Genomic DNA, 18,471 nt, shown 5'->3' on the forward strand with positions numbered 1-18,471 from the left:
TCAGATTTTTCGATGAAACGTGTTTCTCACCTGTCCACGCTCACCATGATCCTGGGGCTCGCCACTTTCTCCACCGCTGCCGCTGATATGGCGCAATCACTGACGTTTGCGCAGCTGCAACAGCATCAGGGTACGGTTATCGACACCCGCGCCAGCGCGTTTTATAACGGCTGGCCGCAGACGCTGTCTGGCCCGTCCGGGCATGAACCTGCCGCGCTGAATCTCTCCGCCAGCTGGCTTAACGTGATGAGTGACGAACAGCTCGCAGGCTGGGCAAAACAGCACAACCTGACGCCAGCGTCTGTGATTGCCCTGTACGGCAGTGACGCAGACAATCAGGCCGTCAAAGCGCGCTTAAACAATGCCGGATATTCGACGGTTTCAACGCTGGGCGACGCGCTGCAAACCCCTGCCCGCCTGCAACGCCTGCCTCATTTTGAGCAACTGGTTTATCCGCAGTGGATCCATCAGTTACAGCAGGGTAAAAAAGTGGCTGCCGCGCCGACAGGTGATTTTAAAATCATCGAAGCCGCCTGGGGCGCGCCCAAATTCTATCTTCTGAATCATATTCCTGGCGCGGATTACATTGATACCAATGAAGTCGAAAGCGAACCGCTGTGGAATAAAGTGTCAGATGACAAACTGAAAGCCATGCTGGCGAAGCACGGCATCCGTCACGACACGACCGTCATTCTGTATGGCCGCGACGTCTATGCTGCGGCACGCGTGGCGCAAATCATGCTGTACGCCGGTGTGAAGGACGTACGCATTCTGGACGGTGGCTGGAAAGCGTGGTCCGACGCGAATCTGCCGGTCGAGCGCGGGACACCTGCCAGGGTTAAACCGGCGAACGATTTTGGCGCGCCCATTCCTGGGCAGCCGCAGTTGATGGTGGATATGGAACAGGCGCGCGGTATGCTGCATCGCAAGGATGCCTCGCTGGTTAGCATTCGCTCGTGGCCGGAATTTATCGGTGAAACCAGCGGCTATAGCTACATCAAACCCAAAGGCGAAATCGCCGGGGCCCGCTGGGGTCATGCGGGCAGCGATGCCACCCATATGGAGGACTTCCACAACCCCGATGGAACCATGCGCAGCGCAGATGATATCGCGGCGATGTGGAAGCAGTGGAATATTCTGCCCGATCAGCATGTGGCGTTTTATTGCGGCACGGGCTGGCGCGCATCAGAAACCTTTATGTACGCGCGGGCGATGGGCTGGCAAAACGTCGCCGTGTACGACGGCGGCTGGTACGAATGGAGCGGTCATCCGCAAAACCCAGTCACGACCGGCCCACTGACGCCTGAAAGCACGCTTTAACGGGCGAGCGCTTTCAGCGTTTGATACCCGCTCCAGACGCGCGTTGTGGTGGTTAGCCAGCACAACGCGCCAAAGATCCAGGCGAAAAGCGCAAAGTGCATCGGGAACAAACAGCACAGCGCGAACAGCAGAATTGTCTCCGTCCCTTCCGTTAATCCCCCCAGATAATAAAACGACTTGTGCGCGTAGCCTGGATTATCAATATCATGCTTTGCAGCCAGCGCCGCAAACGCCAGAAAACTGCTCCCCGTACCGATAAACGCAAACAGCAGCCAGGCTGCCGCCAGGGCATTTTCCGCCGGAGCGGCCAGCGCAAAACCAAACGGCACCAGGGCGTAAAACAGGAAATCGAGCGCAATATCGAGAAAGCCACCGGCATCGGTTATGCCGCGCCGCCGCGCCAGCGCACCGTCGAGTCCGTCGAGCAAACGGTTCAACACGATGGCTACCAGCGCCGCCAGATACCAGCCCAGCGCCAGAAAAGGCAACGCCAGCACGCCGATGGCAAACCCTACCAGCGTTAAGCCATCGGCGGTGATAGTCGGCTTATCAAGCCTCTCCACCAGACGGTTAAGCCGCGTTTTTATGCGCGGATGCACATGTCTGTCAAGCATGCGGTTTCCCTTTAAACGTGTCGCAGAGCCCCTGCGCCGGAATATCCAGCGCAGCGTTGAAACGTGCCGAAAGATTCTGAAACGCAATCAGGGCGGTCATTTCTGTTATGCCGGCGTCGCTATAAAAACGCTTTAGCTCGGTTTTTACGTCGTCACCGATCTGCGGCGGCGTGGCGGTTGTCGCCTCCGCATAGGCCAGCGCAGCCCGCTCATCCGCGCTGAACAGCGTCGAATCGCGCCAGTGGCTGACGGCGTGCACTTTATCCAGCGCGCCGCAGCGCTCGGCCAGACGCAAGCTGTTGGCATCAATACAAAATGCGCAGTGACAAAGCTGCGATACGCGGGTCATCAGCAGCGAGCGCAGCGTTGGACTGAGGCGCGCATGACGGCGCTCAAGAAAGCCGACAAACAGCGCCACCAGCCAGAACAAACGCGGCATTCGTCCCCACCAGCGGGTGGGATTAAGCACGGCGCCGAAATGCTTTTTCTGCATCGCAGCGATGGGTTTTAGGCTGACGGGAATTGATTTGACGGGGTGGACCCAGGCGGTAGTTTCTTTCACCGAACTCTCCTGATAGCTGGACTCTTTGAAAGGCGACGATAATATGTCGTTTTTCTCCCTCAATTATTGATGACCATGCTGAAAACTCTCGATGTTGTCGCCGCGATCCTTGAACAGGACGGCAAAATTTTGCTGGCGCAGCGCCCACCCCACGCCGATCAGCCCGGAATGTGGGAATTTGCCGGCGGTAAAGTCGAAGCGGGCGAAACGCAGCCCGACGCGCTGATTCGCGAGCTGCGCGAGGAACTGGGCATCGAGGCGCAGCCTGCGCAGTATGTCGCCAGCCATGAGCGCGAAGTGTCGCAGCGGCCGATCGCGCTGCACGCATGGCACGTCCCGACGTTCAGCGGCGAGCTGACTGCCCATTATCACAGCGGGCTGGTGTGGTGTACGCCCGAGGAGGCGCTAACGTATCCGCTCGCACCTGCCGACATTCCCTTGCTGGAAGCGTTTATTCTTTTACGCGCCGCCAGACCAGCGGGTTCGTGCTGATGGTGCGTTCATCACGCTGGCACTGCAACAGCACGCCGTCGGCTTTCACGACCGCCCCTTCCGAATAGTTCTGATCCTGATAGATGCAGCATTGATTACACGGCTGCGCGCGCTGGCCGCCGGAGCTAAACACCTCTGCCGGAACGTTAACGTCGACATCCGGGCGAAAACGGTCAGCCTGAGCGCCTGTCGATAAAAGCGCAAACAGCGCGGTAATGATGTAACGGTTCATAGACGTCTGTTCCTGTTGTGTCCTTGTTATGACTATAACGGTTAATCGAGCTGAACCTTTAATTTGTCAGCCCATCGTTTTTTGTTATGACTCGCGCACGATAATTAATTTCCCTTTCGTCGCGAATTTTCGCTTGCCTCACAAAGCGGTACGGGTGGTATAGTCGAAAACGACCAAAAATCACCCGCACAACACACAAAATATAAAAAATCATCATAAGAGGTTCTTATATCTATGGATCAGACACGCACTCTGGAATCGTTTCTTACCCATGTTCAAAGCCGCGACCCGCATCAGAGCGAGTTCGCGCAGGCCGTTCGTGAAGTAATGACCACGTTGTGGCCGTTTCTTGAAGAAAACCCGCGTTATCGTCAAATGTCCTTGCTTGAGCGCCTGGTTGAACCGGAGCGCGTCATTCAGTTCCGCGTGGTGTGGGTTGACGATCGTAATCAGGTGCAGGTTAACCGTGCATGGCGCGTCCAGTTTAACTCCGCTATCGGCCCGTTTAAGGGCGGGATGCGTTTCCACCCTTCAGTGAATTTATCGATTCTGAAATTCCTGGGCTTTGAGCAGACGTTCAAGAATGCGCTCACCACGCTGCCGATGGGCGGAGGGAAAGGCGGCAGCGATTTCGATCCGAAAGGCAAAAGCGAAGGCGAAGTGATGCGTTTCTGCCAGGCGCTGATGACCGAACTGTATCGCCATCTTGGACCTGACACCGACGTACCGGCGGGCGATATCGGCGTGGGCGGACGTGAAGTTGGCTTTATGGCCGGGATGATGAAAAAACTCTCCAATAACAGCGCCTGCGTGTTCACGGGTAAAGGACTCTCCTTTGGCGGCAGCTTGATCCGTCCGGAAGCGACGGGCTATGGCCTGGTCTATTTCACCGAGGCGATGTTAAAACGCCACGGGTTGGGCTTTGAAGGGATGCGCGTGGCAGTGTCGGGGTCCGGGAACGTGGCGCAGTACGCAATTGAAAAAGCGATGCAGTTTGGCGCGCGCGTGATTACCGCCTCTGACTCCAGCGGCACGGTGGTGGATGAAGCGGGTTTCACCACAGAAAAACTGGCCCGACTGTGTGAAATCAAAGCCAGCCGCGACGGTCGCGTGGCGGACTATGCGCGTGAGTTTGGCCTGACCTATCTGGAAGGCAAACAGCCGTGGTCCGTGCCGGCAGATATCGCCCTGCCGTGTGCAACGCAAAACGAGCTGGACGTCGACGCGGCGCAGCAGCTCATCGCAAATGGCGTAAAAGCGGTTGCAGAAGGCGCGAACATGCCGACGACCATCGAAGCGACCGATTTGTTCCTGGAAGCAGGCGTGCTATTTGCGCCAGGAAAAGCGGCGAACGCGGGCGGCGTGGCGACATCAGGTCTGGAAATGGCGCAGAACGCGGCGCGTCTGGGCTGGAAAGCTGAGAAAGTGGATGCGCGTCTGCATCACATCATGCTGGATATTCACCACTCCTGCGTTGAGTATGGCGGTGAAGATAAGCAGACCAACTATGTGCGTGGCGCGAATATCGCCGGATTCGTGAAAGTGGCGGATGCGATGATTGGGCAAGGTGTGATTTAAGATTAGTTGGTGCGATCTGATGCACTCACCTCACCCCTCTCCCACCGAGAGAGGGGGAAGACATTAAAAACGGCAGCCGAGGCTACCGTTTTACTTTTACCTTGGGCGGTCTGGTGCCCTCACCCCAACCCTCTCCCACGGGAGAGAGAAGGAGAAGTAGAGGGAGAACACGCTAAAAATGGCAACAGGGATGTCAGGCAGCACTCTTTTTCTTTTTGAACGGTTTCTTCGCGCCGCCCGGCGCTACCATTCCTCTGAAATTTTTCACCGGCGTCGTTCGCGCCTGATTAATCAGGTCAAATAATGTTCCCACCAGCGGCTGCATAAAGTCCTGGTAACGGCACTCTTTTTCACTGATTTTGGTCAGGATCGATTCCCAGTGCGCCGTCATATCCGGTCGTGCGGCCAGCTCCGGCAGGGAGTGAATCAGCGCGCGGCCCGGATCCGTTGACTGGATATAGCGGCCTTTCTTGATAAGAAAACCGCGTTTAAACAGCAGTTCGATAATTCCCGCACGCGTGGCCTCAGTGCCTAATCCGTCCGTCGCACGCAGGATCTTTTTCAGATCTTTATCCTGCACAAAACGGGCGATTCCGGTCATGGCGGAGAGCAGCGTCGCATCGGTGAAGTGGCGCGGCGGTTGAGTCTGACGCTCAATCACTTCACCTTTTTCGCACAGCAGCTCATCGTTTTTCGCGACCACTGGCAGCGGCGTGCCGTCGTTTTCTTCGTCGCGCTCTTTATTCCCCAGCAGCGTTCGCCAGCCGGCTTCGGCCAGGAATCGCGCTTTCGCGACAAACTTCGCTTTGGCAATCTCCAGCTCGATAACGCATTTGCGGAACATGGCGTCGGCACAAAACTGCATCAGATACTGACGAGCCACCAGCTGATAAACCTTCGACTCATTTTCGGTCAGATTAACGTTGCTGGCGCGCGCCGTCGGGATAATCGCATGGTGGGCATCGACTTTTTTATCATCCCAGCAGCGATTACGTGTTTCCAGATTCACGGCGGGCTGCGGGAGCAGATCCGGCGCGTGGACACCAATCGCATTCAACACCGCGTGGCGCCCGGCAAAATGTTCTTCCGGCAAGTAGCGGCTATCCGAACGCGGATAGGTAATCAGCTTGTGCGTTTCATAAAGCTTCTGGCAGATATCGAGGACATTTTGTGCGCTCATGCCGTAGCGTTTGCCCGCTTCAATCTGTAATGCCGAAAGCGAAAACGGTAGCGGCGCGGGTTCTGATTCCCGTTTATCGTTATAGCTGGTGACGAGCGCAGGCTGACCGGCAATGCGGTTAACCACGTGATCCGCCAGCGGACGATGCAACAAACGCCCTTCTTCGTCCTGATATGGCTCACAGGCTTCGCTGGGCTGCCAGACGGCGACAAAACGCTCGTCCTTTGGCGTCACGATATGCGCTTTCACCTCAAAGAAATCTTTCGCCACGAAGTTCTCGATCTCTTCGTCACGGCGCACCACCAGTCCTAAAACAGGCGTTTGCACCCGTCCAACGGAAAGGACACCCTGATAGCCAGCGTTGCGCCCTAAAATCGTATACGCACGGGTCATGTTGATGCCGTACAACCAGTCGGCACGCGCACGGGCCAGCGCGGAGACGCACAGCGGGATAAATTCGTTATTAGAACGCAGGCGAGAAATCGCGCGCTCAACGGCCTGCGGATTGAGATCGTTTATCAGACAGCGCTGCACTTGCTTGCGCTTTTCCGGTGCCAGCTCAAGATAATCAAGCACTTCATCCACCAGCAGTTGCCCTTCGCGATCCGGGTCACCTGCATGGACGATTTCAGCGGCGTCGTGCAGGAAACGCTTGATCACATTGAGCTGTTTTGTAACCGACGGGCGCGGTTGCAAGCGCCATTTTTCCGGCACGATAGGCAGATCGTTGAGATTCCAGCGCGCGTAGCGGCTGTCATAGGCGTCCGGCTGGGCCTGTTCAAGCAGGTGCCCGATACACCAGGTCACCACCTGCCCGTTTCCGCACTCAATAAAGCCGTCGCCCTTGCGATGTGGCTTGGGCAACACATCCGCAATGGCTCGGGCCAGGCTTGGCTTTTCCGCAATATACAACCGCATCGAATTAACGAATCTCAATCATCGGACGGCCGCCGCGAGCCGTTACCAGCTCACCGATCGCGGTCAGGGTGATACCGAATTCTGCGGCCGTGGCTTTGACTTCAGCTTCCGATTCTGGCGTCACCGCCAGCAGAAGACCGCCGGACGTTTGCGGATCGCACAGCAGATCGCGCCATTCGGCAGGCATTTCGCCCATCAGATGTCCGTAGCTGGCAAAGTTACGCTGCGTCCCGCCAGGAACTGCGCCTTGCGCGATGTACTCTTCAACGCCCGGCAGTTTTGGAATGTCCTTATACACAATTTGCGCCTGTACGCCTGCGCCCTGACAGACTTCGCTCAGATGACCGAGCAGCCCAAAACCGGTAACGTCGGTCATCGCTTTCACGCCGTCAATATTGGCGAATGCGGCACCCGCGAGGTTCATCTGGCACATCACTTCCGTCGCAAGGCCAATATGCTCTGGCTTGAGCAGCGATTTTTTCTCGGCGGTGGTCAGCACGCCAATCCCCAGTGGTTTGGTCAGGAACAGTTTACAACCCGCCTGCGCGGTGCTGTTACGCTTGACGCGTTCCGTCGGGACGATGCCGGTGACGGCCAGACCAAAAATCGGCTCCGGGGCGTCGATGGAATGGCCACCCGCCAGCGCGATCCCCGCCTGCTGACAGGCAAAGCGCCCGCCCTCAATCACTTCGCGAGCAATTTCCGGCGCAAGGGTGTTAATCGGCCAGCCCAGGATGGCGATCGCCATGATCGGTTTACCGCCCATCGCAAAAATATCGCTGATCGCATTGGTGGCCGCGATGCGCCCAAAATCAAATGGATTATCGACGATAGGCATAAAGAAATCGGTCGTGCTGATAACGCTGGTGCCGTTGCCTAAATCATAAACCGCCGCATCATCACGCGTTTCATTACCGACAAGCAGGTTCGGGTCGACAAACTTCGCCTGTTCGCTGTGCAGAATGGTCTCCAGCACCTTAGGGGAAATTTTACAACCGCAACCTGCTCCGTGGCTGTATTGCGTTAGACGAATGGTTTGCTCGCTCATGGACATCTCCTGTCATTGCTGTGGCGCTATGGTAGCGCTCATTCCTTAAAGAGGTAAGTCTGACTGTCTGAATTCTGGCGCGGATGCGCAGAATCCAGACAGTTTAGTGTGATTATCAGAAATGGGTGACGAACGGTGTGGCGTCGGGCACGGAAACGGTGGTGGACGCTTTCAGCTGTGGCGTGCCGAGATAGAGGAAACCGACGATTTTATCGTGTGCGCCGCAGGACAATCCCTCGCGAACAACCGGGCTGTCGGTCAACGGACCGGTGCGCCAGATGCCGTTAAAACCCTGCGCGACCGCCGCCATTTGCATGGCCATCACTGCGCAACCTGCTGACATCTCTTGTTCCCAGACGGGCACCTTATGTCCGGCCTGACATTTTGCCACCACGGCGATAATCATTGGCGCGCGGAACGGCGCGCTGCGGGCTTTATCAATGGCCTTGTCGTCTTGACTGGCGGCGATTGCCGCTTTCTCGAGTAAAGCACTGAAGCGCTCACGCCCTTCACCTTCGATAATAAAGAAATGCCACGGCTGCAGCGTACCGTGGTCCGGCGCGCGCATACCGGCCTGCAGAATGCTGTCCAGCTGCTGACCCGCAGGCGCGGGTTCGGCCAGACGCGAAGCGCTACGACGGTTAACAAGCAGTTCAAGTGCGTCCATTGGTTAACTCCTGTCTTCAAAATTGCTCACAAAATTAACACGGCAGCAGATTTTGTTACAGCGTAGTGGGCGATTCCTGCTGACAAGTGGCGGTTGGGTCATTACGATAAGCCCACATTGCCGTCCAGTCGCGACGGAACAGTCATTTTCTGGTTAGGGAGTACACATGCGAACCCTTTGGCGAATTTTTGCCGGTTTCTTTAAATGGACGTGGCGGCTGCTCAATTTTGTCCGCGAGCTGGTGATGAACGTATTTTTCATCTTCCTGATTCTGGTCTGTGTAGGTATCTGGATGCACATCAGCAGCAGCAACCAGGCGCAGAATTCCGGACGTGGCGCGCTGCTGCTGGATATCACCGGCGTGATTGTCGACAAACCTTCCGCCAGTAATCGTCTGGGGGTGATTGGTCGCCAGCTGTTTGGTGCGACGTCCGATCGCCTACAGGAAAACTCCCTGTTTGATATCGTTGATACCATTCGTCAGGCCAAAGACGACCGCAACATCACCGGGATCGTTCTGGATCTGAAGAACTTTGCCGGCGCCGACCAGCCGTCAATGCAATATATCGGTAAAGCCCTGCGCGAATTCCGCGACAGCGGTAAACCGGTGATTGCGGTGGGCGATAGCTACAGCCAGGGGCAATATTATCTGGCGAGCTTTGCCAACAAAATTTGGCTTTCCCCACAGGGTACGGTTGATTTGCACGGGTTTGCGACGAACGGCCTGTATTACAAATCGCTGCTCGAGAAGCTGAAAGTGACCACGCATGTCTTCCGCGTCGGTACCTATAAATCCGCCGTTGAACCGTTTATTCGCGACGATATGTCGCCTGCCGCGCGTGAAGCCGACAGCCGCTGGATTGGCGAGCTGTGGAATAACTATCTGACCACCGTTGCCGCTAACCGTCAGGTCACCCCTGAGCAAATCTTCCCGGGCGCGCAAGCGATGCTGGATGGGCTGCAAAAAGTGGATGGCGATACGGCGAAATATGCTCTGGATAACAAACTGGTCGATACGCTCGGATCCAGCGCAGATATCGAAAAAGCACTGACCAAACAGTTTGGCTGGAGCAAAGAAGACAAGAATTACAGCGCGGTGAGCCTGTATGACTACACCACGAAGAAGCCGAGCGAAACGGGTGATAGCGTCGCCGTGGTTTTCGCCAATGGCGCCATCATGGATGGCGAAGAGACACCGGGCAACGTGGGAGGGGATACAACGGCATCGCAAATCCGTGAAGCGCGCCTCGACCCGAAAGTGAAAGCGATTGTTCTGCGCGTCAACAGCCCTGGCGGCAGCGTCAGTGCGTCTGAAGTGATTCGCGCTGAGCTGGCCGCGGCGCGTGCTGCTGGTAAGCCGGTCGTGGTCTCAATGGGCGGTATGGCGGCATCCGGCGGATACTGGATCTCCACGCCAGCCAACTACATTGTGGCAAACCCAAGCACGCTGACCGGTTCTATCGGTATCTTCGGGGTGATCAACACCGTAGAAAACAGCCTGGATTATCTGGGTGTGCACACGGATGGCGTTGCCACCTCGCCACTGGCCGATGTGTCTGTGACCAAATCGCTGCCGCCGGAAGTGTCGCAGATGATGCAGTTGACCATCGAGAACGGCTATAAGCGCTTTATCACGCTGGTGGCGGAATCACGTAAGTCAACGCCAGAGCAGATCGATAAAATTGCTCAGGGCCACGTCTGGACCGGTCAGGATGCGAAAAGCAACGGTCTGGTCGACAGCCTGGGTGATTTTGATGACGCCGTCGCGAAGGCCGCCGAGCTGGCGAAGCTGAAACAGTGGCACATTGCGTATTACCAGGATGAGCCAACGTTTATTGATATGGTCATGAACGGGATGTCCGGTTCAGTGCGCGCCATGCTGCCAGCCGCCATTCAGGCGTATCTGCCAGCGCCTGTGGCGACCGCTGCGAGCGTTGTCAAAGGTGAAAGCGACAAACTCGCCGCCTTTAACGATCCGCAAAACCGTTACGCATTTTGCCTGACCTGCGCAAACGTACGCTAACCTCGTCCCCTCTTCTCACGAAGGGGGGATTTTTCTTTGAAGCTTAAGAACACACCATCATGCAGAAGAAATCGATTTATGTAGCGTATACCGGCGGTACGATCGGTATGCAGCGCTCAGAAAATGGCTATATCCCTGTCTCCGGTCACCTGCAGCGCCAGCTCGCGCTGATGCCAGAGTTCCATCGCCCGGAAATGCCTGACTTCACCATTCACGAATACGATCCGCTGATGGACTCGTCCGATATGACGCCAGAAGACTGGCAGCATATTGCGGACGATATTAAAGCGCATTATGACGATTACGACGGTTTCGTGATCCTGCACGGCACCGACACCATGGCGTTTACCGCCTCCGCGCTCTCCTTCATGCTGGAGAATTTGGGTAAACCGGTGATCGTCACGGGGTCGCAAATCCCGCTGGCGGAACTGCGATCCGACGGGCAGATCAATTTGCTGAACTCCCTGTACGTGGCGGCAAATTACCCGATTAACGAAGTGACGCTGTTTTTCAACAATCGTCTGTATCGCGGAAATCGCACCACCAAAGCCCACGCAGACGGGTTCGACGCTTTTGCTTCGCCAAATCTGCAAGCGCTGCTGGAAGCGGGTATTCATATCCGTCGCCTTGGCACCCCGCCTGCCCCACACACTGCGGGCGAATTGATTGTCCATCCGATCACCCCGCAGCCGATTGGCGTGGTGACGATTTATCCCGGAATTTCAGCTGACGTGGTGCGTAACTTCCTGCGTCAGCCGGTTAAAGCGCTGATCCTGCGCTCCTACGGTGTGGGCAATGCGCCGCAAAACGGTGAATTCCTGAAAGAGCTTCAGGAAGCGAGCGCGCGCGGTATTCTGGTGATTAACCTGACGCAGTGCATGTCTGGCAAGGTCAATATGGGCGGTTATGCCACCGGCAATGCGCTGGCTCAGGCCGGAGTGATTAGCGGATTTGATATGACGGTCGAAGCCACGCTGACTAAACTTCACTATTTACTCAGTCAGGATCTGGACGTGGATGCGATGCGCAAGGCCATGATGCAAAACCTGCGCGGCGAGCTGACGCCGGACGAATAAGGAGTTTTTAATGAAACAACGAGCCCTGCTGCTGGTCGATCTGCAAAATGATTTTTGCGCCGGCGGCGCACTGGCTGTCGCTGAAGGCGACAGCACCGTTGATGTGGCTAATGCGCTGATTGCCTGGTGTAAAGCGCGCGGTGAGGCAGTGGTTGCGAGCCAGGACTGGCATCCTGCGGATCACGGCAGCTTTGCCAGTCAGCATAACGCGGAACCGTTTTCTCAAGGCGAACTCGACGGGCTGGCGCAAACGCTCTGGCCGGATCATTGCGTTCAGCAAACGGAAGGCGCACAGCTGCATCCGCTGCTCAATCAGCACGCCATTGATGCGGTGTTTCATAAAGGCGAAAATCCCTTAATCGACAGCTACAGCGCCTTTTTTGATAACGAACATCGCCAGCAAACTGCGCTGGATGAATGGCTGCGTCATCATGAGGTAGGCGAGCTGATTGTGATGGGGCTGGCGACGGATTACTGTGTAAAATACACCGTGCTGGATGCGCTAAAGCTCGGTTATCGGGTCAACGTTATTACCGATGGCTGTCGGGGCGTGAACCTTAACGCGCAGGATAGCGCGCTGGCGTTTATGGAGATGTCCACAGCTGGCGCGACGCTCTATACGCTGGCGGACTGGCAAGAGACCCAGGCTTAACGTTTAATCCGCGGTGTCGTAATACGAGATCGCTGTTTCATTTTTCTATGAGGTACGTCGTATGGCTTTTATCCCAAAAAATTATGCCCGGCTGGAAGTCGGTTATCGGGAAAAGGCGCTAAAACTCTTTCCATGGGTCTGCGGGCGCTGTTCACGTGAATTCGTCTATTCGAATTTGCGCGAGTTGACCGTGCATCATATCGATCACGATCACAGCAATAACCCGGAAGATGGCAGCAACTGGGAGATGTTGTGCCTGTACTGCCACGATCATGAGCATTCGAAATACACCGAAGTGGATCTGTACGGTTCAACGGTTGTGGCAGGAGAAGATGCGCAGAAGGACGTGGGTGAAGCGAAATACAATCCGTTTGCCAATCTAAAAGCGATGATTGACAAGAAATAACCCTGAATATCTCTCCCTCCCGTCATGTGTCGAAAACCATTCAGGAGGGAGGGATTGCCATATAGGCTGAGTCGCGCGAGGGATCAGGATTTAAAGGTCGCAATCGGTTTTGGCGTAATGCCAAAATCTTCTTTCAGCTCGCGCTTGCTTTTCATCACCATCTGACCCTGCGTGTCAATCGTCATGTGCTGAGCGTCATTGTTGTTGCGCGCCTGCCATAACATCACCAGTTGCAAACTGTTCTCTTTTTGCTCTGCCGTCAGCGCCACGCCGTCCGGCCATTTTCCTAATTCAACTGCCGTCACCAGACGCTGATAAACCTCTGGCGTCATACTGTTGATCATGTCATCGATATTCATGAAAAATCCGCTCTGAAGGAATAATTTGCTGAATCGTTTCTTCAGCCTTTGGTCTGGTCGCCATTTTCATCGTCTGAGAAGCTCATCGAAGCCGAATTGACGCAAAAACGCTCGCCCGTTGGCTGCGGGCCATCCGGGAACACATGCCCGAGGTGCGCATCACAGTTCCCACAGCGGATTTCGGTGCGCTGCATACCATGGCTGGAGTCGGTAAGGTAACGGATGGCTTCGTCACTCACCGGCTCGTAAAAGCTTGGCCATCCGCAGCCAGAATCGTATTTTGTTTGTGAGTTAAACAGCGGGGCATCGCACACCAGACAGTGATACACGCCATCCCGCTTATTGTGCAGTAAACGCCCGGTAAATGGGGGTTCGGTCCCGTGATTCTGCGTCACGTAGAACTGCATTTCAGTCAGATTTTTTTTCAGTTCATCAGGGTTATGTTGATTCGACATTGCTCATATCTCGCTGTTGAAACAGACACGTTTTACCGAGAATTCTAACAAAACATTAACACTGAAGTGTGAACTTTTGTTCTAAACTTATGCGTTGCGGTTCAGCAGTCAGCCAATTGTGATCTTTCTCACATATTTATCCTGATGGCCCTTTAAAATCCCGCGCGCAGCCCCCATGTGGTTGCTAGCTCAAAAGGAAAGTGAGGCGGTCAGTCGCACAAAGGTTATGCACAGGATTGATTTGTCGCAATGATTGACACGATTCCGCTTGACGCTGCGTAAGGTTTTTGTAATTTTACAGGCAACCTTTTATTCACTAACAAATAGCTGGTGGAATATATGACTATCAAAGTAGGTATCAACGGTTTTGGCCGTATCGGCCGTATTGTTTTCCGTGCTGCTCAGGAACGTTCTGACATCGAGATCGTTGCAATCAACGACCTGTTAGACGCTGAATACATGGCTTACATGCTGAAATACGACTCAACTCACGGTCGTTTTAACGGCACTGTAGAAGTCAAAGACGGCCACCTGGTTGTTAACGGCAAAACTATCCGTGTTACCGCAGAACGTGACCCGGCTAACCTGAAGTGGAACGAAGTTAACGTTGACGTTGTTGCTGAAGCAACGGGTCTGTTCCTGACCGACGAAACGGCGCGTAAACACATCACTGCGGGTGCGAAGAAAGTTGTTCTGACTGGTCCTTCCAAAGACAACACCCCGATGTTCGTTAAAGGCGCAAACTTCGAGAAGTATGCTGGCCAGGATATCGTTTCTAACGCATCTTGCACCACCAACTGCCTGGCTCCACTGGCTAAAGTTATCAACGACAACTTCGGTATCGTTGAAGGCCTGATGACCACTGTTCACGCAACTACCGCTACTCAGAAAACTGTTGATGGCCCGTCTCACAAAGACTGGCGCGGCGGCCGCGGCGCAGCTCAGAACATCATCCCTTCTTCTACCGGTGCTGCTAAAGCTGTAGGCGTTGTACTGCCAGAGCTGAACGGTAAAATCACGGGTATGGCATTCCGCGTTCCAACTCCAAACGTGTCTGTTGTTGACCTGACCGTTCGTCTGGAAAAAGCAGCGTCTTACGAAGAAATCAAGAAAGCAATCAAAGCGGCTGCTGAAGGCCCAATGAAAGGCGTTCTGGGTTACACCGAAGACGACGTTGTATCTACCGATTTCAACGGCGAAGTTTGCACTTCCGTGTTCGATGCTAAAGCAGGTATCGCACTGAACGACAACTTTGTGAAACTGGTTTCCTGGTACGACAACGAAACAGGTTACTCTAACAAAGTACTGGACCTGATCGCTCACATCTCCAAATAAGTTGAGATGAGAATCTGATCCAAAAAGGCGACTTCGGTCGCCTTTTTTATTGTCTCAACCCACTGTTTTAATGGACTTTTATACAATTAATGTCCACATAGCGTCCACAACGCCAAAGTCCTCTGACTTGCGGGACTTTGTCATTGTATTTACATCTTTGTGCAAATGTCGGCAGACTGTCTTAATACTTAGTGCTAATTATTTCCAACCACATGCTTTTTGGAGTGGTTTCATTGCTTCAGATAAACCGGCTAGATCAAATGTCGCATTGACGGGAGCTTCGTTATAAGGGGTTATCCTTGCGAACATTTTGTCTGCTTTCGCTAAGGCTTTAACAAAATCAATGTCGCTGCCTCTGTAAAAAACAGCTTTTGTATCAGTTGATATCGACCACTGTTTTTCAACAGCTTTTTGCTTATCTAAGCGATGTAGCATGCTCGTTTGTTCAAGGCCTAAATACACATCCCAATCTATGTATACATCCGTTTGCTTTTCACGGCAGGCAACGTAAATTGTCGGTGTAACGCTCTCACCAAACGGCGTCTGAATGAAATCATTACTGGAAAGAGCGAGAATAACATTCTTCGAATCATCTACCGGTGATGTAGTAATCGAAGTTTGCCACTTGCCGGGGTTTCCCACTAACTCATGAGTTGACTCGGTACTCTCAGAAGAATTCTTCGGGAATAATTTATCGTAACATGCCAATCTCTTTATTCCGTTAACTTCACTCTGGCATGCCGACAAGGCTTTACGGTCAGGTTGGTGAATTTCGGCTATTACTGTATTAGTAACCGGCATTTTCGAGTTTGTTGAAGGTTTAAAGGTTGGGTAGAAAAATCGATCATAACAAGACAATCGCTTATCATTATCTTTCTCAGCCGGACATTGATCTCGACTTTCAAATTTTTGAGCATTTTCGGTACGGGTTGGTGGTATCGAATTGTCATAGCAGGCAAGTCGATTGTCACTATTTTCTATAACCCGGCATTGAAGCACATCATTGAACTTATTAAGCTCAGGTGCGGCGTGAACTGACAATGCACTAAGCGCTATAAATGACGCTCCAGCAGTACAAGCATATGTATTCATTGGATCATCCTTTTGATGTTTGATGCCATAATCTATCCCCTATGAATGTTTACTTTTTGATATTAGTTACATCGGTTTTGAATTTTATCGGAATAGTACGCATTGACAAGAATGGAATGTGTTAATTTGAAGGTGTATCCAATTAAACTAAAGGAAGGAAGGGTCGAAATGAACTACACGCCCTTCCCCACGTATGCCTGCGGGAGGATTTATTCATTGTCATGGCAAATCTGTTTTAAAATCAGATGTGCAACATTTTGCAAATTCTAAAAATAACCAGCAATCCGCCAGCCCGCGCCATGCAATGGTTTTATTCACTCAATTAAAAATCCCCCATACCACCGCCACGCATATATGATCGTGACGAAAAGTAAAGCTTTCCTTTTATAACATGAGGTTAACCAGATACTTAGCTAATTGTCGCACCCCATTTTTTGCGAAGAGCTGCAAATACTTGCGCGGCGTGCAAAGGCCAGCAGACCGCAGAAACCCAGCGGCGGTGCGGGCTAGCCGGTTGCTTTGCGCAAAAATTCTTTTGCAAAATTTTTATGATCCAAATAGTGCAGGCGGGTGCGGTGTAGCGCCGTTTCCGTCTCGGATCCGCTTCCGTCTGCACTCTGTCGCTTCGTCTCTGGCGCGTGGTTGTACGAACGCAAAAAAGGCCGCATGGTGGCGACCTTATGTTTTTGCGCTTGTTGTGGGGTGTTCTGCGGCGTCTGATGACGCGTGGGTTTTCGTCAGGCAATCAGGGGGCTGTATTTCACTTTTAAAGCAGTGGCTTTACCGGCTGTTTCAGTGAACTGGGACGCCTGCCCGCTTGCCCCAGTGCTGGGGTGCGTATGCGACGCGCATATCTTCGCCAGCTCGTTTACTACGTCCAGCGTATCAGTTAACAACGTGAGAACGTTGATTTCTTCACTTCCCAGTTTAACGACCGGCGCGATTAACTCCTGCGCGGCGGCTACGCTTTTGCGTATGCCGGTTATTTTCTCCGTAAGCGATCCGCCGATAGTGATGTCGGCATTCCCTTTGATATTGTCTTCCAGCTTGCCGCCCACGTTACGCTTTACGTTCTGGCCGACACTGACAATATTATTTTTGCCGATCGACATGGTCATACTGCCGGACGTGCCGACGCTATAATCTCCCTCACTGATATGGACCACCGCACCGGCCAGAAGGGTAGCCGTTCCCAGCACGGTGGTTTTATCGGTAGCCTGCACGGTAGTTTCACGGGCAACTAGCGTGCGCTTTTCATCATCAGCGGTGATTTCGCGCTTCATTGAATTTTCGGTGATGGCCTGATCTGTTTGTCTCACCCAGTCACCGGCCACCGTCACACGCTGCGAAACACCATCACGTTGTTGCTGTAACTGCTCACCGGGCTTAACCGCTGGCAGGTTGTGTCCCTGGGGCATGATCTGGCGAACGAACGGCTTATCCTGCCGACCTTCCACAAATCCCACTTCAACCAGCGTGCCAGCCGGTGGAAACTGAAACATCCCTGACTCACTGCCCGCCATTGGGACCGGCAGCTGCACGGCAGAATAAACCGGCGTATTGGCTGCCGGGTTGCCGTTCTCGTCAAGCAGTTGCAGATCCACAGCGTAGCGCGGGCGGAACGGGTCAGCGATATTGCCGCCAGATACATCTTCGCTGGGCGCTTCAACCCTGGCGAATTTTGGCAAGTGCAAACCGGAAGCCAGTTCCGGGTATGCGCTTTCTATCTGTCGCTGGATGGGGGGTTTCTGCAAGGGCTGGCCGGTGGCCTTGTTTCGAGGCTGCCAGGTGATTGCCATGTTGTCGTTATCCAGGCGCACCTGGTTTAACCGCTGGCGGTTCACTTCAACACCTGGGCGCAGGCTCTGAATCATCGGCACCACCATGGAATTGCCGCCTGCGGATGCCTGGCTAAATTCATGCGGGATTACAACCGGCTTGCCCGCAAAGAGACTATCTTCCGCCGCGCCGGTAAAGACAGCGCCATCCGGCAACTGATACCAGACGTAATCCGGGATCGAAAACGCGCGGCCCAGGCTGGCAAAAAGCTGGTAGCCCGTGCCACTGTGTGCGAAATGTGGGATCGGTGTATCCGCGTAACTGACACCGGCAGGCGGGCCGACGGTTAACCCGCTTTGCTCCGTGATCCAGTCTGTTATCTGGCGTAGCGTCGGATGCTGGAATGAGCATGGCCATAACTTATCAAAGACGCCGATCAGCTCACGAACGAACAAACGGCAGGTGCCATTATCAGCAGGCTGCGACCGTTCCACATAACCAGTGAACCAGCGAAGGACCAGTCCGTCATAGCCCACATCAACCCGCACCATTTTGCCGGTGTAGTCCTTTGCCGTGCTGGCCGTAATGAAGCCACGACCGCAGGCGTTCAACTCCAGCACAATATTGCAGTCAACCATATGGATCGGATCGCTGGATAAAAACAGGCGTTTAATCGGTTTCAT

18 protein-coding genes are annotated in these 18,471 nt (G+C 53.9%); 8 read left to right on the top strand and 10 right to left on the bottom strand.

The window, feature by feature from the left end; all coding sequences use genetic code 11:
* Positions 1-12: 12 nt before the first annotated feature.
* Positions 13-1,320 carry a sulfurtransferase gene (locus AC0LWE_RS04600; RefSeq protein ID WP_219346707.1) on the top strand — a complete coding sequence of 436 codons (1,308 nt, stop codon included), beginning with the start codon at positions 13-15 and terminating at the stop codon, positions 1,318-1,320.
* Here the strand turns inward: AC0LWE_RS04600 and AC0LWE_RS04605 are convergent.
* Both AC0LWE_RS04605 and AC0LWE_RS04610 read right to left on the bottom strand, forming a co-directional pair.
* The gene (locus AC0LWE_RS04605) at positions 1,317-1,934 is read right to left on the bottom strand and encodes a CDP-alcohol phosphatidyltransferase family protein (protein ID WP_219346708.1); all 618 of its coding nucleotides are present in this window, start codon (positions 1,932-1,934) and stop codon (positions 1,317-1,319) included. The genes AC0LWE_RS04600 and AC0LWE_RS04605 overlap by 4 nt on opposite strands.
* Positions 1,927-2,496: a carboxymuconolactone decarboxylase family protein gene (locus AC0LWE_RS04610; protein WP_219346709.1), complete on the bottom strand. Its 570-nt coding sequence runs from the start codon at positions 2,494-2,496 to the stop codon at positions 1,927-1,929. Before AC0LWE_RS04610 ends, AC0LWE_RS04605 begins: the two co-directional genes overlap by 8 nt.
* A 75-nt stretch (positions 2,497-2,571) precedes the next feature.
* Here AC0LWE_RS04610 and AC0LWE_RS04615 point away from each other — a divergent pair, with 75 nt between their 5' ends.
* Positions 2,572-2,988, top strand: coding sequence for a pyrimidine (deoxy)nucleoside triphosphate diphosphatase (locus tag AC0LWE_RS04615; RefSeq protein WP_273542841.1), 417 nt, complete (start codon positions 2,572-2,574; stop codon positions 2,986-2,988).
* On the opposite strand, the gene AC0LWE_RS04620 is transcribed toward AC0LWE_RS04615, so the two are convergent.
* Positions 2,948-3,220, bottom strand: a complete 273-nt coding sequence (locus AC0LWE_RS04620; RefSeq protein WP_059178237.1) for a YnjH family protein — start codon at positions 3,218-3,220, stop codon at positions 2,948-2,950. The genes AC0LWE_RS04615 and AC0LWE_RS04620 overlap by 41 nt on opposite strands.
* Before the next feature lie 234 nt (positions 3,221-3,454).
* Here AC0LWE_RS04620 and gdhA point away from each other — a divergent pair, with 234 nt between their 5' ends.
* Positions 3,455-4,798: an NADP-specific glutamate dehydrogenase gene (gdhA, locus tag AC0LWE_RS04625; RefSeq protein ID WP_202712894.1), complete on the top strand. Its 1,344-nt coding sequence runs from the start codon at positions 3,455-3,457 to the stop codon at positions 4,796-4,798.
* A 193-nt stretch (positions 4,799-4,991) separates the two neighbouring features.
* Here gdhA and AC0LWE_RS04630 read toward each other — a convergent pair whose 3' ends face one another.
* From AC0LWE_RS04630 to AC0LWE_RS04640, 3 genes are all read right to left on the bottom strand, one after another.
* Positions 4,992-6,896 carry a DNA topoisomerase III gene (locus AC0LWE_RS04630; RefSeq protein ID WP_131487066.1) on the bottom strand — a complete coding sequence of 635 codons (1,905 nt, stop codon included), beginning with the start codon at positions 6,894-6,896 and terminating at the stop codon, positions 4,992-4,994.
* A gap of 4 nt (positions 6,897-6,900) precedes the next feature.
* Positions 6,901-7,944: a selenide, water dikinase SelD gene (gene selD, locus AC0LWE_RS04635; protein WP_219346710.1), complete on the bottom strand. Its 1,044-nt coding sequence runs from the start codon at positions 7,942-7,944 to the stop codon at positions 6,901-6,903.
* A gap of 115 nt (positions 7,945-8,059) precedes the next feature.
* Entirely contained in the window at positions 8,060-8,611 is a 552-nt protein-coding gene (locus tag AC0LWE_RS04640; protein WP_219346711.1) for an NAD(P)H nitroreductase, read from the bottom strand.
* Between the two features lie 166 nt (positions 8,612-8,777).
* On the opposite strand from AC0LWE_RS04640, the gene sppA reads away from it, so the two are divergent.
* From sppA to yajD, 4 genes are all read left to right on the top strand, one after another.
* Complete coding sequence (sppA, locus tag AC0LWE_RS04645; protein ID WP_059178241.1) at positions 8,778-10,634, top strand: signal peptide peptidase SppA; 1,857 nt, start codon at positions 8,778-8,780, stop codon at positions 10,632-10,634.
* Between the two features lie 59 nt (positions 10,635-10,693).
* Positions 10,694-11,710, top strand: a complete 1,017-nt coding sequence (gene ansA / locus AC0LWE_RS04650) for an asparaginase (RefSeq protein WP_059178242.1) — start codon at positions 10,694-10,696, stop codon at positions 11,708-11,710.
* Between the two features lie 10 nt (positions 11,711-11,720).
* Positions 11,721-12,362 (top strand): bifunctional nicotinamidase/pyrazinamidase, encoded by a 642-nt coding sequence (gene pncA / locus AC0LWE_RS04655; protein WP_059178243.1) that lies wholly within the window; start codon positions 11,721-11,723, stop codon positions 12,360-12,362.
* A 61-nt stretch (positions 12,363-12,423) separates the two neighbouring features.
* Entirely contained in the window at positions 12,424-12,768 is a 345-nt protein-coding gene (gene yajD, locus AC0LWE_RS04660; protein WP_012017073.1) for an HNH nuclease YajD, read from the top strand.
* An 83-nt stretch (positions 12,769-12,851) separates the two neighbouring features.
* Here yajD and AC0LWE_RS04665 read toward each other — a convergent pair whose 3' ends face one another.
* A complete protein-coding gene (locus AC0LWE_RS04665; protein ID WP_059178244.1) occupies positions 12,852-13,127 on the bottom strand; it encodes a YeaC family protein in 276 nt (91 codons plus the stop codon).
* Positions 13,128-13,168: 41 nt separating this feature from the next.
* Complete coding sequence (msrB, locus tag AC0LWE_RS04670; protein WP_059178245.1) at positions 13,169-13,582, bottom strand: peptide-methionine (R)-S-oxide reductase MsrB; 414 nt, start codon at positions 13,580-13,582, stop codon at positions 13,169-13,171.
* Positions 13,583-13,921: 339 nt separating this feature from the next.
* Here msrB and gapA point away from each other — a divergent pair, with 339 nt between their 5' ends.
* The gene (gapA, locus tag AC0LWE_RS04675) at positions 13,922-14,917 is read left to right on the top strand and encodes a glyceraldehyde-3-phosphate dehydrogenase (protein WP_012017070.1); all 996 of its coding nucleotides are present in this window, start codon (positions 13,922-13,924) and stop codon (positions 14,915-14,917) included.
* A 198-nt stretch (positions 14,918-15,115) separates the two neighbouring features.
* Here gapA and AC0LWE_RS04680 read toward each other — a convergent pair whose 3' ends face one another.
* Both AC0LWE_RS04680 and AC0LWE_RS04685 read right to left on the bottom strand, forming a co-directional pair.
* Positions 15,116-16,009: a type VI secretion system-associated protein TagO gene (locus AC0LWE_RS04680; protein WP_474264882.1), complete on the bottom strand. Its 894-nt coding sequence runs from the start codon at positions 16,007-16,009 to the stop codon at positions 15,116-15,118.
* 737 nt (positions 16,010-16,746) lie between these two features.
* On the bottom strand, positions 16,747-18,471 hold the full coding sequence (locus AC0LWE_RS04685; protein ID WP_474264884.1) for a type VI secretion system Vgr family protein: 1,725 nt from the start codon (positions 18,469-18,471) through the stop codon (positions 16,747-16,749).

The sequence above is a fragment of the Lelliottia sp. RD5 genome (assembly GCF_056032945.1).

Excerpts from the sequence above, each read along its gene's own strand:
- AC0LWE_RS04600 (WP_219346707.1), top strand. The coding sequence starts at position 13 with ATGAAACGTGTTTCTCACCTGTCCACGCTCACCATGATCCTGGGGCTC.
- AC0LWE_RS04605 (WP_219346708.1), bottom strand. The coding sequence starts at position 1,934 with ATGCTTGACAGACATGTGCATCCGCGCATAAAAACGCGGCTTAACCGT.
- AC0LWE_RS04615 (WP_273542841.1), top strand. The coding sequence starts at position 2,572 with ATGCTGAAAACTCTCGATGTTGTCGCCGCGATCCTTGAACAGGACGGC.
- AC0LWE_RS04620 (WP_059178237.1), bottom strand. The coding sequence starts at position 3,220 with ATGAACCGTTACATCATTACCGCGCTGTTTGCGCTTTTATCGACAGGC.
- gdhA (WP_202712894.1), top strand. The coding sequence starts at position 3,455 with ATGGATCAGACACGCACTCTGGAATCGTTTCTTACCCATGTTCAAAGC.
- AC0LWE_RS04630 (WP_131487066.1), bottom strand. The coding sequence starts at position 6,896 with ATGCGGTTGTATATTGCGGAAAAGCCAAGCCTGGCCCGAGCCATTGCG.
- selD (WP_219346710.1), bottom strand. The coding sequence starts at position 7,944 with ATGAGCGAGCAAACCATTCGTCTAACGCAATACAGCCACGGAGCAGGT.
- AC0LWE_RS04640 (WP_219346711.1), bottom strand. The coding sequence starts at position 8,611 with ATGGACGCACTTGAACTGCTTGTTAACCGTCGTAGCGCTTCGCGTCTG.
- sppA (WP_059178241.1), top strand. The coding sequence starts at position 8,778 with ATGCGAACCCTTTGGCGAATTTTTGCCGGTTTCTTTAAATGGACGTGG.
- ansA (WP_059178242.1), top strand. The coding sequence starts at position 10,694 with ATGCAGAAGAAATCGATTTATGTAGCGTATACCGGCGGTACGATCGGT.
- pncA (WP_059178243.1), top strand. The coding sequence starts at position 11,721 with ATGAAACAACGAGCCCTGCTGCTGGTCGATCTGCAAAATGATTTTTGC.
- yajD (WP_012017073.1), top strand. The coding sequence starts at position 12,424 with ATGGCTTTTATCCCAAAAAATTATGCCCGGCTGGAAGTCGGTTATCGG.
- AC0LWE_RS04665 (WP_059178244.1), bottom strand. The coding sequence starts at position 13,127 with ATGAATATCGATGACATGATCAACAGTATGACGCCAGAGGTTTATCAG.
- msrB (WP_059178245.1), bottom strand. The coding sequence starts at position 13,582 with ATGTCGAATCAACATAACCCTGATGAACTGAAAAAAAATCTGACTGAA.
- gapA (WP_012017070.1), top strand. The coding sequence starts at position 13,922 with ATGACTATCAAAGTAGGTATCAACGGTTTTGGCCGTATCGGCCGTATT.
- AC0LWE_RS04680 (WP_474264882.1), bottom strand. The coding sequence starts at position 16,009 with ATGAATACATATGCTTGTACTGCTGGAGCGTCATTTATAGCGCTTAGT.
- AC0LWE_RS04685 (WP_474264884.1), bottom strand. The coding sequence starts at position 18,471 with ATGAAACCGATTAAACGCCTGTTTTTATCCAGCGATCCGATCCATATG.